The sequence below is a fragment of the Vibrio sp. HDW18 genome, assembly GCF_011306175.1.
Taxonomy (GTDB): Bacteria; Pseudomonadota; Gammaproteobacteria; order Enterobacterales; family Vibrionaceae; genus Vibrio; species Vibrio chanodichtyis.
The window spans coordinates 1,849,224-1,865,087 of record NZ_CP049913.1 but is presented as its reverse complement, the minus strand read 5'-3'; the positions used below and the strand labels follow the sequence as shown (position 1 = coordinate 1,865,087).

9 protein-coding genes, 5 tRNA genes and 3 rRNA genes are annotated in these 15,864 nt (G+C 47.1%); 5 read left to right on the top strand and 12 right to left on the bottom strand.

What is annotated here, in order from left to right; translation table 11 throughout:
• The first annotated feature begins 2 nt into the window (after window positions 1-2).
• Window positions 3-257 carry a YfhL family 4Fe-4S dicluster ferredoxin gene (locus tag G7083_RS09025; protein WP_166014463.1) on the top strand — a complete coding sequence of 85 codons (255 nt, stop codon included), beginning with the start codon at window positions 3-5 and terminating at the stop codon, window positions 255-257.
• A 35-nt stretch (window positions 258-292) separates the two neighbouring features.
• Here G7083_RS09025 and nfsA read toward each other — a convergent pair whose 3' ends face one another.
• The 3 genes from nfsA to G7083_RS09010 form a co-directional block, all read right to left on the bottom strand.
• Complete coding sequence (nfsA, locus tag G7083_RS09020) at window positions 293-1,015, bottom strand: oxygen-insensitive NADPH nitroreductase (RefSeq protein ID WP_166014462.1); 723 nt, start codon at window positions 1,013-1,015, stop codon at window positions 293-295.
• A 115-nt stretch (window positions 1,016-1,130) separates the two neighbouring features.
• Window positions 1,131-2,222, bottom strand: a complete 1,092-nt coding sequence (locus G7083_RS09015; RefSeq protein WP_166014461.1) for a GGDEF domain-containing protein — start codon at window positions 2,220-2,222, stop codon at window positions 1,131-1,133.
• The gene (locus G7083_RS09010) at window positions 2,156-2,557 is read right to left on the bottom strand and encodes a hypothetical protein (RefSeq protein ID WP_166014460.1); all 402 of its coding nucleotides are present in this window, start codon (window positions 2,555-2,557) and stop codon (window positions 2,156-2,158) included. The genes G7083_RS09015 and G7083_RS09010 overlap by 67 nt, the downstream gene beginning before the upstream one ends.
• Window positions 2,558-2,635: 78 nt before the next feature.
• Between G7083_RS09010 and G7083_RS15155 the strand changes: the two genes are divergently transcribed.
• From G7083_RS15155 to G7083_RS15140, 4 genes are all read left to right on the top strand, one after another.
• Window positions 2,636-3,671 (top strand): IS630 family transposase gene (locus G7083_RS15155; protein ID WP_240911889.1). Its coding sequence is split into 2 segments (ribosomal slippage): window positions 2,636-3,094 and window positions 3,096-3,671, totalling 1,035 coding nucleotides; the frame shifts between segments, so codons are not numbered across the junction.
• Window positions 3,672-3,750: 79 nt separating this feature from the next.
• Window positions 3,751-4,786 (top strand): IS630 family transposase gene (locus G7083_RS15150; protein WP_240911900.1). Its coding sequence is split into 2 segments (ribosomal slippage): window positions 3,751-4,209 and window positions 4,211-4,786, totalling 1,035 coding nucleotides; the frame shifts between segments, so codons are not numbered across the junction.
• A 78-nt stretch (window positions 4,787-4,864) separates the two neighbouring features.
• A protein-coding gene (locus G7083_RS15145; RefSeq protein WP_240911899.1) for an IS630 family transposase occupies window positions 4,865-5,900 on the top strand; the annotation gives its coding sequence in 2 pieces (ribosomal slippage) (window positions 4,865-5,323 and window positions 5,325-5,900; 1,035 coding nt in all).
• A gap of 78 nt (window positions 5,901-5,978) precedes the next feature.
• Window positions 5,979-7,014, top strand: a protein-coding gene (locus tag G7083_RS15140; RefSeq protein ID WP_240911898.1) for an IS630 family transposase whose coding sequence is annotated in 2 segments (ribosomal slippage) — window positions 5,979-6,437 and window positions 6,439-7,014 — 1,035 coding nt in all. Because the reading frame shifts where the segments join, the coding sequence is not laid out codon by codon here.
• Window positions 7,015-7,112: 98 nt separating this feature from the next.
• On the opposite strand, the gene G7083_RS08965 is transcribed toward G7083_RS15140, so the two are convergent.
• The 9 genes from G7083_RS08965 to clpB form a co-directional block, all read right to left on the bottom strand.
• Window positions 7,113-7,189: transfer RNA gene (locus G7083_RS08965), tRNA-Asp, on the bottom strand.
• A 33-nt stretch (window positions 7,190-7,222) separates the two neighbouring features.
• Window positions 7,223-7,338 (bottom strand): 5S ribosomal RNA (gene rrf / locus G7083_RS08960).
• Between the two features lie 111 nt (window positions 7,339-7,449).
• Window positions 7,450-10,336, bottom strand: a 23S ribosomal RNA gene (locus G7083_RS08955).
• Window positions 10,337-10,622: 286 nt separating this feature from the next.
• A tRNA-Ala gene (locus G7083_RS08950) sits at window positions 10,623-10,698 on the bottom strand.
• Between the two features lie 6 nt (window positions 10,699-10,704).
• A tRNA-Val gene (locus G7083_RS08945) sits at window positions 10,705-10,780 on the bottom strand.
• Window positions 10,781-10,810: 30 nt separating this feature from the next.
• Window positions 10,811-10,886 (bottom strand) — tRNA-Lys (locus tag G7083_RS08940).
• Window positions 10,887-10,904: 18 nt separating this feature from the next.
• A tRNA-Glu gene (locus G7083_RS08935) sits at window positions 10,905-10,980 on the bottom strand.
• Window positions 10,981-11,047: 67 nt separating this feature from the next.
• A 16S ribosomal RNA gene (locus tag G7083_RS08930) occupies window positions 11,048-12,605 on the bottom strand.
• Together the 16S, 23S and 5S rRNA genes with 5 tRNA genes alongside form the textbook arrangement of a ribosomal RNA operon.
• 592 nt (window positions 12,606-13,197) lie before the next feature.
• Window positions 13,198-15,771 carry an ATP-dependent chaperone ClpB gene (gene clpB / locus G7083_RS08925; protein ID WP_166014458.1) on the bottom strand — a complete coding sequence of 858 codons (2,574 nt, stop codon included), beginning with the start codon at window positions 15,769-15,771 and terminating at the stop codon, window positions 13,198-13,200.
• Between the last annotated feature and the right edge of the window lie 93 nt (window positions 15,772-15,864).

Sequence of the window (15,864 nt, the reverse complement as noted above, 5' to 3'; positions counted from 1 at the left end):
TTATGGCGCTACTGATCACCGCCAAATGCACCAACTGTGATATGTGTGAGCCAGAGTGTCCAAACAGTGCAATTGCGATGGGCGATAAAATCTATGAAATCAACCCTGATTTATGCACCGAATGTAAAGGACACTATGACAAACCGACCTGCCAGTCAGTTTGTCCAATCAATAACTGCATTATCACCGATCCTGCTCATCGCGAAACTGATGAGCAATTACTTGAAAAGTTCGTGATAATTCAAGGACTCGCATAAATCCACCATCCCAGCCAAGAGCTGGGATGGTTACCTTATTTCAGCGCTAAACCTTTCCCCTGCAAATAACTGAGCATAAATGGACGCGACTCTTGTGAGAGCTTCGCGGTGATTTGCTCAGACCATCCCTTTTGTTTAGGATTGCCAGAACGTTTTTGGTAATAATCGACCATAACGTGATCATATTCCGCGACATAATTTTGATTCAAAGGTTGGTAGTGGTTTTCATGCACGATCACTTGCGCCGCCAAGCGCGGTTTCAATTCTGGATCTTGGGCCGGATGGCCTAAACACATTCCAAACAATACCGCACTGTAAGGTGGTAACTTAAGCAAAGCATCCACTTGATTGGGTGAATTACGTAAACCACCAATATAGACACCACCAAGCCCCATCGATTCTGCAGCTAACATACAATTTTGCGCCATAATCCCCGCATCAACCGCACCAATTAAAGTGAGCTCGATAAACTCGGGTTTTACGTTAGGATTGAGTGCATAGTGGCGTTGATAATCAATGCAAAACACCAAAAATTCAGCCGCACTAGCAACATAAGCTTGCTTGCCAGCCAACTCAGCTAATTGCTGACGCAGCGCGGTATCCGTAACCCGGATCACCGAAATAGCTTGCAATAAACTGGAGGATGAAGCGGCAATCCCTGCAGCAATGATAGTTTCAAGTTGCAGAGCTGAAATCGGTTGTTGGGTAAAATCCCGAATAGAACGGTGACTCAGAATGGTATTAATCACGGGGTTCATATCATCTCCTCGACAGAATTGAGCATCAAGATAATACGCTGAGCCCGAACAATAACCAAACTCTTGTCGGTTATGATGGATAAATCTTATTGATGATCACTCGCGCTCACTTATATCAGTCCGCCAAAAACCAGCAATCGCGTCCTGACTCCTTGCAACGATACAGCGCCGCATCCGCTCGTTCAAATATGGCATCATCCAAAAGTGAATAACGAGCTGCCCCAGCACTGAGTGTGATTGGTAGACTATACTCACACCACTGCAGTTGCCTTACTTGTGCGAGCAGACGAGTCAAAGTATCACCAAGCACCTCACGTTCAAGGGAAATCAAGGCCACGAACTCATCTCCTCCAATCCGAAAAACAGCCATGGTACCCAGTACATCGACCAGACACAGTGCAACTTGGCATAGAACCTGATCACCAAAACTATGTCCTTGACTGTCATTAATTTGCTTAAATTGGTCAATATCAAATAGGATCAGCCAAAATGGCTCACCACGTCGTTCTAATATCTGCTTACTCTGCTCAAAGGCACGTCGATTCAATATCCCAGTCAGAGGATCACGTAGTTGTGCATCTCGCCCTTTAAGAAAGCGAACCCTAACCTGATCGATTTCACTAAGGCTTTGTCCAACAAACCAAGTTTTATGTTTAGCAAACCGATTAACCACCTTTGAATTATCGACAATTTGATTGAGAGATTTAGCAACTAATTGTTGTTCATTGCGAAAGACTCGCACTAATAAGGCAATGCTAGACAACCAGATTAAGATAATAGTGAAAAGTGGCAAAACCATCTTAAATAGATCATCACGCAGTGCTTGGCGAAAAATATCAGCAGAAATAAATAGATTAAGATCCCAACTCACTTCATCTAGTTCACGCTTGATATAAGCACCATTTTTGAGCCCCCCAAAACCAAGCCAATCACTCTTGTCCTCTTCTCTTGGTGAATCCGGTAACAGATCAAAATGGCTGCCCACTAAAATGCTATCGCTACCACGGTGAGTGAGATAAAGAGCCACTTGATTATTACCGATCGTGCGTTGTAATGCCAAACACAGTGGTTCAAACAACATATCGACCATCAATAGGCCAAGTAACTCACCAGTATCTGCATAGACATGCTGAATCAGAGTTAATACAGAATCGCCAAAGATATATTCTTTGTAGGGACCAAACCAAATCGGTAATGGTCCCTCCATTGCGATAGCTGCATACCAAGGTCGCTCTGATGGTCGGTAATTACTCGGAGGATCCCAGTGTGGATAAGTATCGACCCGATCAAATTGCTTATTATAAAAAATAGAAAATGGTCAACCTGATTGATCTGATGCGCAATCGTCCAAGTAGGATTAAATGCCGACTCACCACGAGAGATGGCTTGTTTATCGAGTGAGCTTTCAAGCACCATCAACTGACGTTCATTGCGCTGTACCATTTCATGAACAACAGCAGCCTCCACCGAAGAAGCCATATGTGCATAGCCGGCAATCGTTTTATCAATATCACGATAAAAATTGACGATCACTAATGCCACAGTGGCGATCAAAACTAATACCAATCAAAGAAAAAATATGATCTAATTGAGGGCATTCAACGATAGAACTTATTCACTATGGACAGCCTCGATAATATCGACTTTAAAAAGCTCGCAAGCCAGCAGAAATCTATTCAGATGAAAATGAGACTGCTGGCCCTCGACCATTTCAAAGATGGGCACTCTCGCACCCAAATCGCCAAGTTTCTTAAGGTCAGCCGAACCAGTGTTAATCGGTGGGTTCACACTTTTCTTGAGGAAGGATTAGAAGGCCTCAAGGAAAAACCAAGAACGGGACGACCACCATTCTTAACATCCAAGCAAAGAGAGCAATTGAGCCAATACATCAAAGATAAAGCCAATGATACACTAGGCGGACGACTCACTGGGGCCGACATCCACGCTTATATCGTGAAAGAATTTGGCCAGCACTACCACCCTGATTCTATCTATTACCTGCTCGAGCACATGGGGTTCTCTTGGGTAACTTCTCGCTCCAAACATCCTCGTCAATCCCAGCAAATCCAAGACGATTTTAAAAAAATTTAAAATTGAAACGATCCTGAAGATCCCAGGACATATCGCTTTAGAACGGGTTGATGTCTGGTTTCAGGATGAAGCCAGATTTGGGCAACAAAACACCACCACACGGTTATGGGCAGAAAAAGGAACACGTCCCAGAGCCGTGAAGCAACAACAATTTGAATATGCGTATCTGTTTGGTTCTGTCTGTCCCGCTAGAGGCATTGGCGAGGCGATGGTCGTTCCTTGGGTTAACAAGGACCTTATGGTTGAGCATCTTAGACAGATCTCCGCGGTGACCGAAAAAGGTCGTCACGCAGTGGTCATTATGGATGGTGCAAGCTGGCACACAGAAGATATTGCCAATGAATTTCAGAACCTCAGTGTCATCAAACTCCCGCCCTATTCCCCTGAGTTGAATCCAATAGAACAAGTATGGAGTTGGTTAAGACAACACTATCTAGCCAACCAGTCTTTTACGGATTACGAAGACATTGTCTCCAAAGTATGTCGGGCTTGGAATAGTTTTTTGAAATGCTCGGCCAGAGTCAGACAGATGTGTTCGAGAAGGTGGATAGAGCTGACCAGTTAATTTTCCAGATTGGTATTAATACCAATCAAAGAAAAAATATGATCTAATTGAGGGCATTCAACGATAGAACTTATTCACTATGGACAGCCTCAATAATATCGACTTTAAAAAGCTCGCAAGCCAGCAGAAATCTATTCAGATGAAAATGAGACTGCTGGCCCTCGACCATTTCAAAGATGGGCACTCTCGCACCCAAATCGCCAAGTTTCTTAAGGTCAGCCGAACCAGTGTTAATCGGTGGGTTCACACTTTTCTTGAGGAAGGATTAGAAGGCCTCAAGGAAAAACCAAGAACGGGACGACCACCATTCTTAACATCCAAGCAAAGAGAGCAATTGAGCCAATACATCAAAGATAAAGCCAATGATACACTAGGCGGACGACTCACTGGGGCCGACATCCACGCTTATATCGTGAAAGAATTTGGCCAGCACTACCACCCTGATTCTATCTATTACCTGCTCGAGCACATGGGGTTCTCTTGGGTAACTTCTCGCTCCAAACATCCTCGTCAATCCCAGCAAATCCAAGACGATTTTAAAAAAATTTAAAATTGAAACGATCCTGAAGATCCCAGGACATATCGCTTTAGAACGGGTTGATGTCTGGTTTCAGGATGAAGCCAGATTTGGGCAACAAAACACCACCACACGGTTATGGGCAGAAAAAGGAACACGTCCCAGAGCCGTGAAGCAACAACAATTTGAATATGCGTATCTGTTTGGTTCTGTCTGTCCCGCTAGAGGCATTGGCGAGGCGATGGTCGTTCCTTGGGTTAACAAGGACCTTATGGTTGAGCATCTTAGGCAGATCTCCGCGGTGACCGAAAAAGGTCGTCACGCAGTGGTCATTATGGATGGTGCAAGCTGGCACACAGAAGATATTGCCAATGAATTTCAGAACCTCAGTGTCATCAAACTCCCGCCCTATTCCCCTGAGTTGAATCCAATAGAACAAGTATGGAGTTGGTTAAGACAACACTATCTAGCCAACCAGTCTTTTACGGATTACGAAGACATTGTCTCCAAAGTATGTCGGGCTTGGAATAGTTTTTTGGAATGCTCGGCCAGAGTCAGACAGATGTGTTCGAGAAGGTGGACAGAGCTGACCAGTTAATTTTCCAGATTGGTATAATACCAATCAAAGAAAAAATATGATCTAATTGAGGGCATTCAACGATAGAACTTATTCACTATGGACAGCCTCAATAATATCGACTTTAAAAAGCTCGCAAGCCAGCAGAAATCTATTCAGATGAAAATGAGACTGCTGGCCCTCGACCATTTCAAAGATGGGCACTCTCGCACCCAAATCGCCAAGTTTCTTAAGGTCAGCCGAACCAGTGTTAATCGGTGGGTTCACACTTTTCTTGAGGAAGGATTAGAAGGCCTCAAGGAAAAACCAAGAACGGGACGACCACCATTCTTAACATCCAAGCAAAGAGAGCAATTGAGCCAATACATCAAAGATAAAGCCAATGATACACTAGGCGGACGACTCACTGGGGCCGACATCCACGCTTATATCGTGAAAGAATTTGGCCAGCACTACCACCCTGATTCTATCTATTACCTGCTCGAGCACATGGGGTTCTCTTGGGTAACTTCTCGCTCCAAACATCCTCGTCAATCCCAGCAAATCCAAGACGATTTTAAAAAAATTTAAAATTGAAACGATCCTGAAGATCCCAGGACATATCGCTTTAGAACGGGTTGATGTCTGGTTTCAGGATGAAGCCAGATTTGGGCAACAAAACACCACCACACGGTTATGGGCAGAAAAAGGAACACGTCCCAGAGCCGTGAAGCAACAACAATTTGAATATGCGTATCTGTTTGGTTCTGTCTGTCCCGCTAGAGGCATTGGCGAGGCGATGGTCGTTCCTTGGGTTAACAAGGACCTTATGGTTGAGCATCTTAGGCAGATCTCCGCGGTGACCGAAAAAGGTCGTCACGCAGTGGTCATTATGGATGGTGCAAGCTGGCACACAGAAGATATTGCCAATGAATTTCAGAACCTCAGTGTCATCAAACTCCCGCCCTATTCCCCTGAGTTGAATCCAATAGAACAAGTATGGAGTTGGTTAAGACAACACTATCTAGCCAACCAGTCTTTTACGGATTACGAAGACATTGTCTCCAAAGTATGTCGGGCTTGGAATAGTTTTTTGGAATGCTCGGCCAGAGTCAGACAGATGTGTTCGAGAAGGTGGATAGAGCTGACCAGTTAATTTTCCAGATTGGTATAATACCAATCAAAGAAAAAATATGATCTAATTGAGGGCATTCAACGATAGAACTTATTCACTATGGACAGCCTCAATAATATCGACTTTAAAAAGCTCGCAAGCCAGCAGAAATCTATTCAGATGAAAATGAGACTGCTGGCCCTCGACCATTTCAAAGATGGGCACTCTCGCACCCAAATCGCCAAGTTTCTTAAGGTCAGCCGAACCAGTGTTAATCGGTGGGTTCACACTTTTCTTGAGGAAGGATTAGAAGGCCTCAAGGAAAAACCAAGAACGGGACGACCATCATTCTTAACGTCCAAGCAAAGAGAGCAATTGAGCCAATACATCAAAGATAAAGCCAATGATACACTGGGCGGACGACTCACAGGGGCCGACATCCACGCTTATATCGTGAAAGAATTTGGCCAGCACTACCACCCTGATTCTATCTATTACCTGCTCGAGCACATGGGGTTCTCTTGGGTAACTTCTCGCTCCAAACATCCTCGTCAATCCCAGCAAATCCAAGACGATTTTAAAAAAATTTAAAATTGAAACGATCCTGAAGATCCCAGGACATATCGCTTTAGAACGGGTTGATGTCTGGTTTCAGGATGAAGCCAGATTTGGGCAACAAAACACCACCACACGGTTATGGGCAGAGAAAGGAACACGTCCCAGAGCCGTGAAGCAACAACAATTTGAATATGCGTATCTGTTTGGTTCTGTCTGTCCCGCTAGAGGCATTGGCGAGGCGATGGTCGTTCCTTGGGTTAACAAGGACCTTATGGTTGAGCATCTTAGGCAGATCTCCGCGGTGACCGAAAAAGGTCGTCACGCAGTGGTCATTATGGATGGTGCAAGCTGGCACACAGAAGATATTGCCAATGAATTTCAGAACCTCAGTGTCATCAAACTCCCGCCCTATTCCCCTGAGTTGAATCCAATAGAACAAGTATGGAGTTGGTTAAGACAACACTATCTAGCCAACCAGTCTTTTACGGATTACGAAGACATTGTCTCCAAAGTATGTCGGGCTTGGAATAGTTTTTTGAAATGCTCGGCCAGAGTCAGACAGATGTGTTCGAGAAGGTGGATAGAGCTGACCAGTTAATTTTCCAGATTGGTATAATTTTCCAGATTGGTATCAAGCGTAGAGAGCAAATAGCCAATAGCAAAAAACCCAGTCCGAAGACTGGGTTTCATAATAAGTGGCGGAGCGGACGGGACTCGAACCCGCGACCCCCGGCGTGACAGGCCGGTATTCTAACCAACTGAACTACCGCTCCGCTGTCTGGTTAGCGCTTGGTGCTAAATTAAAAGCCTGGCGATGTTCTACTCTCACATGGGGAAACCCCACACTACCATCGACGCTGTTTCGTTTCACTTCTGAGTTCGGAATGGAGTCAGGTGGGTCCAAAACGCTATGGTCGCCAAGCAAATTCTTTCTCTCTATTTCTAGAGAATAATCTGGAAAGCTGTCTTCGTTCTCTCAACACATTCTTATGCGCTTAGCTTTGAGTCCACTACAAAACCCCTTGGGTGTTGTATGGTTAAGCCTCACGGGCAATTAGTACAGGTTAGCTCAACGCCTCACAACGCTTACACACCCTGCCTATCAACGTTCTAGTCTCGAACAACCCTTTAGGACAGTTAAACTGTCAGGGAAGACTCATCTCAGGGCTCGCTTCCCGCTTAGATGCTTTCAGCGGTTATCAATTCCGAACTTAGCTACCGGGCAATGCGTCTGGCGACACAACCCGAACACCAGAGGTTCGTCCACTCCGGTCCTCTCGTACTAGGAGCAGCCCCCTTCAATCTTCCAACGCCCACGGCAGATAGGGACCGAACTGTCTCACGACGTTCTAAACCCAGCTCGCGTACCACTTTAAATGGCGAACAGCCATACCCTTGGGACCGACTTCAGCCCCAGGATGTGATGAGCCGACATCGAGGTGCCAAACACCGCCGTCGATATGAACTCTTGGGCGGTATCAGCCTGTTATCCCCGGAGTACCTTTTATCCGTTGAGCGATGGCCCTTCCATTCAGAACCACCGGATCACTATGACCTGCTTTCGCACCTGCTCGAACCGTCATTCTCGCAGTTAAGCGGGCTTATGCCATTGCACTAACCTCACGATGTCCAACCGTGATTAGCCCACCTTCGTGCTCCTCCGTTACTCTTTGGGAGGAGACCGCCCCAGTCAAACTACCCACCAGGCACTGTCCTCAACCCCGATAAGGGGCCTAAGTTAGAACATCAAACATACAAGGGTGGTATTTCAAGGACGGCTCCACGACAACTAGCGTCATCGATTCATAGCCTCCCACCTATCCTACACATGTAGGTTCAATGTTCAGTGCCAAGCTGTAGTAAAGGTTCACGGGGTCTTTCCGTCTAGCCGCGGGTACACTGCATCTTCACAGCGATTTCAATTTCACTGAGTCTCGGGTGGAGACAGCGTGGCCATCATTACGCCATTCGTGCAGGTCGGAACTTACCCGACAAGGAATTTCGCTACCTTAGGACCGTTATAGTTACGGCCGCCGTTTACCGGGGCTTCGATCAAGAGCTTCGCTTGCGCTAACCCCATCAATTAACCTTCCGGCACCGGGCAGGCGTCACACCGTATACGTCATCTTGCGATTTTGCACAGTGCTGTGTTTTTAATAAACAGTTGCAGCCACCTGGTATCTGCGACTCTCGTCAGCTCCATCCGCTAGGGACTTCACCATCAAGAGCGTACCTTCTCCCGAAGTTACGGTACCATTTTGCCTAGTTCCTTCACCCGAGTTCTCTCAAGCGCCTTGGTATTCTCTACCCGACCACCTGTGTCGGTTTGGGGTACGATTTCTGACTATCTGAAGCTTAGAGGCTTTTCCTGGAAGCAGGGCATCAATGACTTCACTGCCGTAGCAGCTCGACGTCGTGTCTCAGCCTTACAAAGAGCCGGATTTGCCTAACTCTTAAGCCTACGCACTTGAACCAGGACAACCGTCGCCTGGCCCACCTAGCCTTCTCCGTCCCCCCATCGCAATAGTCAAAAGTACGGGAATATTAACCCGTTTCCCATCGATTACGCCTTTCGGCCTCACCTTAGGGGTCGACTCACCCTGCCCCGATTAACGTTGGACAGGAACCCTTGGTCTTCCGGCGAGGAGGTTTTTCACCCCCTTTGTCGTTACTCATGTCAGCATTCGCACTTCTGATACCTCCAGCAAACCTTACAGTTCACCTTCAACGGCTTACAGAACGCTCCCCTACCCAATATCTAAAAGATATTGCCGCAGCTTCGGTGTATTGCTTAGCCCCGTTACATCTTCCGCGCAGGCCGACTCGACTAGTGAGCTATTACGCTTTCTTTAAATGATGGCTGCTTCTAAGCCAACATCCTAGCTGTCTGAGCCTTCCCACATCGTTTCCCACTTAGCAATACTTTGGGACCTTAGCTGGCGGTCTGGGTTGTTTCCCTCTCCACGACGGACGTTAGCACCCGCCGTGTGTCTCCCGGATAGTACTTACTGGTATTCGGAGTTTGCAAAGGGTTGGTAAGTCGGGATGACCCCCTAGCCTTAACAGTGCTCTACCCCCAGTAGTATTCGTCCGAGGCGCTACCTAAATAGCTTTCGGGGAGAACCAGCTATCTCCGAGTTTGATTGGCCTTTCACCCCTAGCCACAAGTCATCCGCTAATTTTTCAACATTAGTCGGTTCGGTCCTCCAGTTGATGTTACTCAACCTTCAACCTGCCCATGGCTAGATCACCCGGTTTCGGGTCTATATCCAGAGACTGAACGCCCAGTTAAGACTCGCTTTCGCTACGGCTCCCCTATACGGTTAACCTTGCCACTGAATATAAGTCGCTGACCCATTATACAAAAGGTACGCAGTCACACCACGAAGGTGCTCCTACTGCTTGTACGTACACGGTTTCAGGTTCTATTTCACTCCCCTCACAGGGGTTCTTTTCGCCTTTCCCTCACGGTACTGGTTCACTATCGGTCAGTCAGGAGTATTTAGCCTTGGAGGATGGTCCCCCCATATTCAGACAGGATATCACGTGTCCCGCCCTACTCGATTTCACGCTCGATGAAGCGTCGGTTACGGGGCTATCACCCTGTTTCGCCAAGCTTTCCAGCTTGTTCACCTACTTCAACGAGTGCTTAAGGGCTAATCCAGGTTCGCTCGCCGCTACTACCGGAATCTCGGTTGATTTCTTCTCCTCGGGGTACTTAGATGTTTCAGTTCCCCCGGTTTGCCTCACTAAACTATGAATTCATCTAGTGATAACTGCTTATGCAGCTGGGTTTCCCCATTCGGAAATCGCAGACTCAAACGGCTCTTACTGCCTCATCTGCGCTTATCGCAAGTTAGTACGTCCTTCATCGCCTCTGACTGCCCAGGCATCCACCGTGTACGCTTAGTCACTTAACCATACAACCCGAAGGAGTTTCGGGTTGTTGTTTAAACAACCTAAGTTGTCTCGCGTTTATTTACATGAGTGCGAGACAGATTTTGCCGGACTCAAATTTTGAACAAGACCTTAGCCTTATTCGATACCAAGCACACTTGAATGTGTTGTTGGTGTTTATCTTTCGATAAACATTGAGAACTTTACAAACAACAAACGAATTTGTTGTTTTGTCAGCTTTCCAAATTGTTAAAGAGCAAGATTCATCAAGAACCATTTTTAAACACTCTCAGCGAAAATGCTTAAAGATGGTGGAGTTATGCGGGATCGAACCGCAGACCTCCTGCGTGCAAGGCAGGCGCTCTCCCAGCTGAGCTATAACCCCATAATATGGTGGGCGATACCGGGTTCGAACCAGTGACCCCCTGCTTGTAAGGCAGGTGCTCTCCCAACTGAGCTAATCGCCCACGTATTTTACTTCCCGTGGCGGAAGAGTTTGGTGGGTCGTGCAGGATTCGAACCTGCGACCAATTGATTAAAAGTCAACTGCTCTACCGACTGAGCTAACGACCCCTTTACTTCACAAGGAAGTGGTATCCCGTAGGGGAGTCGAACCCCTGTTACCGCCGTGAAAGGGCGGTGTCCTAGGCCTCTAGACGAACGGGACACTATGTTTGCTTCTCTAATCTAAACCATATCAATCTGTGTGGACACTCATCACGATAATCATCGTGTAAGGAGGTGATCCAGCGCCAGGTTCCCCTAGCGCTACCTTGTTACGACTTCACCCCAGTCATGAACCACAAAGTGGCAAGCGTCCTCCCGAAGGTTAAACTACCTGCTTCTTTTGCAGCCCACTCCCATGGTGTGACGGGCGGTGTGTACAAGGCCCGGGAACGTATTCACCGCAACATTCTGATTTGCGATTACTAGCGATTCCGACTTCATGGAGTCGAGTTGCAGACTCCAATCCGGACTACGACGTACTTTCTGAGATTCGCTCCACCTCGCGGTATCGCTGCCCTCTGTATACGCCATTGTAGCACGTGTGTAGCCCTACTCGTAAGGGCCATGATGACTTGACGTCGTCCCCACCTTCCTCCGGTTTATCACCGGCAGTCTCCCTGGAGTTCCCACCATTACGTGCTGGCAAACAAGGATAAGGGTTGCGCTCGTTGCGGGACTTAACCCAACATTTCACAACACGAGCTGACGACAGCCATGCAGCACCTGTCTCAGAGTTCCCGAAGGCACTCCAGCGTCTCCGCTAGATTCTCTGGATGTCAAGAGTAGGTAAGGTTCTTCGCGTTGCATCGAATTAAACCACATGCTCCACCGCTTGTGCGGGCCCCCGTCAATTCATTTGAGTTTTAATCTTGCGACCGTACTCCCCAGGCGGTCTACTTAACGCGTTAGCTCCGAAAGCCACGGCTCAAGGCCACAACCTCCAAGTAGACATCGTTTACGGCGTGGACTACCAGGGTATCTAATCCTGTTTGCTCCCCACGCTTTCGCATCTGAGTGTCAGTATCTGTCCAGGGGGCCGCCTTCGCCACCGGTATTCCTTCAGATCTCTACGCATTTCACCGCTACACCTGAAATTCTACCCCCCTCTACAGTACTCTAGCTTGTCAGTTTCAAATGCAACTCCTAGGTTGAGCCCAGGGCTTTCACATCTGACTTAACAAACCACCTGCATGCGCTTTACGCCCAGTAATTCCGATTAACGCTCGCACCCTCCGTATTACCGCGGCTGCTGGCACGGAGTTAGCCGGTGCTTCTTCTGTCGCTAACGTCAAATCATAACGCTATTAACGCTACAACCTTCCTCACGACTGAAAGTACTTTACAACCCGAAGGCCTTCTTCATACACGCGGCATGGCTGCATCAGGCTTGCGCCCATTGTGCAATATTCCCCACTGCTGCCTCCCGTAGGAGTCTGGACCGTGTCTCAGTTCCAGTGTGGCTGATCATCCTCTCAGACCAGCTAGGGATCGTCGCCTTGGTGAGCCATTACCTCACCAACTAGCTAATCCCACCTGGGCATATCCTGACGCGAGAGGCCTTACGGTCCCCCTCTTTGGTTATCTTCGTTTATAGAAAACAACATCATGCGGTATTAGCCATCGTTTCCAATGGTTATCCCCCACATCAGGGCAATTTCCCAGGCATTACTCACCCGTCCGCCGCTCGCCACCCAAGGAACAAGTTCCTCTGTGCTGCCGCTCGACTTGCATGTGTTAGGCCTGCCGCCAGCGTTCAATCTGAGCCATGATCAAACTCTTCAATTAAAAGTTTTTTGAAGCTTTCGCTTCGGCTCAATGAATACTGACTTTAAATTACCTTAGTAATTCAAAGCTATTATCGTTCCAACAGAACGATAATGAATTGACTGTGCTCTTGTTGGCTTTCACTTTTAAAAAAGTGAAACAAAACAGCTCAAGGCTGCTGACCAACTTGATTTGGTCACTCAGTTCATTGATTAATCTTTTTGAGATCATCATCAACGAGTGCCCACACAGATTGATTGGTTTATATTGTTAAAGAGCATTTTGCTTCGACTTTCTTACCGAAGAGGCTGTGCATTTTAGCGAGATAATTTTCAGTGTCAAACACTTTTTTTCATCTTTTTGCATCGAAGCATTTGCCTAGCTGACTGGCCCGAAAGCCTTGCGGCGCCTGCCGTGTCAGTGAGGGCGCATTATAGGGATGATTTTGTTTCTGGCAAGACCCTAAATGCACTTTTTTCTACACTTAAAACTCAAGCGGACAAATAACCAGCAAAAAAACACCAATACTCCCCATTATGAACGGTGAAACAGACCAAAGAACCACTAAACATGGCTCTCTGGTGCTTGTTTTGCTAGCTCATTTTTAATTCAACTACTGCGTTGCAAAAATATTACCGTCTTTTACCGACAATTTAATTGGTGAGCCTGGTAAAAATTTTCCGGCCAAAATCGATTTCGCCAGAGGATTCTCCACATTTTGCTGGATCGCCCTTTTCAGTGGGCGTGCACCATATACAGGGTCGAAACCGACATGAGCAATCAGCTCAAGCGCTTGATCATCCACCTCTAGTGGGTAATCACGCTCCGCCAAACGTTGACGCAAGCGGCCTAGTTGAATCGAGGCGATCAACTTAATATGCTGCTGACCTAACGGATGGAATACCACACTTTCGTCGACTCGGTTCAAAAACTCTGGACGAAAGTGTTTAGTGACCACATCCATGACTTGCTGTTTGATACCTTGGTAATCCAAGCTAGCAAAATTCTCCTGAATACGGCTTGATCCTAAGTTAGAGGTCATGATCACCACGGTATTACGGAAATCCACCGTGCGACCTTGGCCATCAGTCAATCGTCCGTCATCCAAAACTTGCAGTAAAATATTAAACACATCAGGGTGGGCTTTTTCTACTTCATCCAACAAAATCACTGAATAAGGTTTACGGCGCACCGCTTCTGTTAAGTAACCACCTTCTTCATAGCCAACATAACCAGGAGGCGCACCGACTAAACGAGCCACCGAATGTTTCTCCATAAACTCCGACATGTCGACCCGCACCATGGCATCTTCACTATCAAACAGGAAATTGGCGAGTGTCTTACATAGCTCGGTTTTACCAACCCCTGTTGGACCAAGGAATAAGAAGGATCCGATGGGACGATTCGGATCCGACAAGCCAGCCCGACTGCGCCGAATGGCATTGGCGACCACTTCAACCGCTTCTTGCTGACCGATCACCCGGTGATGCAACACATCTTCCATGCGCAGTAATTTTTCTTTCTCGGCTTCCAGCATTTTTGAAACTGGGATCCCGGTCTGCTTAGACAGCACTTCAGCAATTTCGGCATCAGTAACTTTATTACGCAATAGGGTCATTTCCTGCATTTCAGCTTGCGCAGCAAGATCAAGCTGCTTTTCTAACTCAGGGATACGGCCATATTGCAATTCTGACATGCGACTTAAATCACCAGCACGACGCGCCACATCGAGATCTAGCCGCGCTTGCTCTAATGCAGCTTTAATATGTTGGGTACCAGAAAGTGCTGCTTTTTCGGCTTTCCACACTTCTTCAAGCTCTGCGTAATCACGCTCTTTTTCTTGCAGCTCTTCATTTAAGAGTGTCAACCGTTTGGTACTGGCTTCATCATGCTCATTTGACAGTGCTTGTTGCTCTATCTTCAATTGAATAATTTTACGTTCCAGCTTATCCAGCGCTTCCGGTTTGGAATCAATTTGCATCCGGATACTGGATGCCGCTTCATCAATCAAATCGATCGCTTTATCGGGTAATTGCCGATCCGAAACATAACGATGCGATAAACTCGCCGCAGCGACAATCGCCGGATCAGTGATTTCCACATGGTGATGCAGCTCGTAACGCTCTTTTAAACCACGTAAGATGGCGATGGTATCTTCTACACTTGGCTCATCGACCAGTACTTTTTGAAAGCGGCGTTCTAAGGCGGGATCTTTTTCTATATATTGACGATACTCATCCAGTGTGGTGGCTCCGACACAGTGTAATTCTCCACGCGCCAAAGCTGGTTTGAGCATATTGCCAGCATCCATCGAACCTTCGCCTTTCCCCGCGCCGACCATGGTATGCAGCTCATCAATAAACAGAATGATGTTGCCTTCTTCTTTGCCCAATTCATTGAGCACCGATTTTAAACGCTCTTCAAATTCACCACGATATTTAGCCCCCGCCACCAGCGCGCCCATATCCAAAGATAACACTCGCCGACCACGCAACCCTTCAGGCACTTCATTATTGATAATACGCTGCGCTAAGCCTTCGACAATCGCCGTTTTACCCACCCCAGGCTCACCAATGATCACTGGGTTATTTTTGGTACGCCGTTGTAACACTTGAATGGTGCGCCGAATTTCATCATCTCGGCCAATCACCGGATCCAGTTTGCCCTGCTCTGCCCGCTCGGTCAGATCGATGGTGAATTTTTCCAATGCTTGGCGTAACTCTTCCGCATTCGGATCCTTGACTTTCTGTCCACCGCGAATTTTTTCAATCGCATCAGACACTTTTTTCTCGGTGAGACCAAGTTGTTTCAACAAAAGCCCAAGCGGCCCCTTATCTTCCAGTGCTGCGAGTAGATAGATTTCAGATGAGATGTAAGCATCTTGACGCTTTTGTGCCACTTTATCACACAGGTTAAATAACGAACCCAAAGCAGAAGAGAGCTGCACATCACCACCAATACCACTGACTTTCGGTAAGCGATCGAGTAGTTCGCCCAGCTTAGAACGTAGCTGCATCACATCGATATTCAGCATGGTAAGTAGTGGACGGATCGGGCTGCCATTTTGATCAAGCAGCGCCATCATTAAGTGCACCGGTTCGATATATTGATGATCACGCCCAAGCGCTAATGACTGGGCATCAGAAATCGCGATCTGAAATTTGCTGGTAAATCTATCAAGACGCATATCAACCTTCCTAATCTCATCTGAGATGAACTAAATCTATCTATTAAGATGGTTATCAACGGCTAGATTTTCAAGGGAAATGGGGCAAACTTT

What these genes read in the sequence shown, in the direction of transcription:
- nfsA (WP_166014462.1), bottom strand. Translation starts at nt 1,015, where the DNA reads ATGAACCCCGTGATTAATACCATTCTGAGTCACCGTTCTATTCGGGAT.
- G7083_RS09015 (WP_166014461.1), bottom strand. Translation starts at nt 2,222, where the DNA reads ATGGAGGGACCATTACCGATTTGGTTTGGTCCCTACAAAGAATATATC.
- G7083_RS09025 (WP_166014463.1), top strand. Translation starts at nt 3, where the DNA reads ATGGCGCTACTGATCACCGCCAAATGCACCAACTGTGATATGTGTGAG.
- clpB (WP_166014458.1), bottom strand. Translation starts at nt 15,771, where the DNA reads ATGCGTCTTGATAGATTTACCAGCAAATTTCAGATCGCGATTTCTGAT.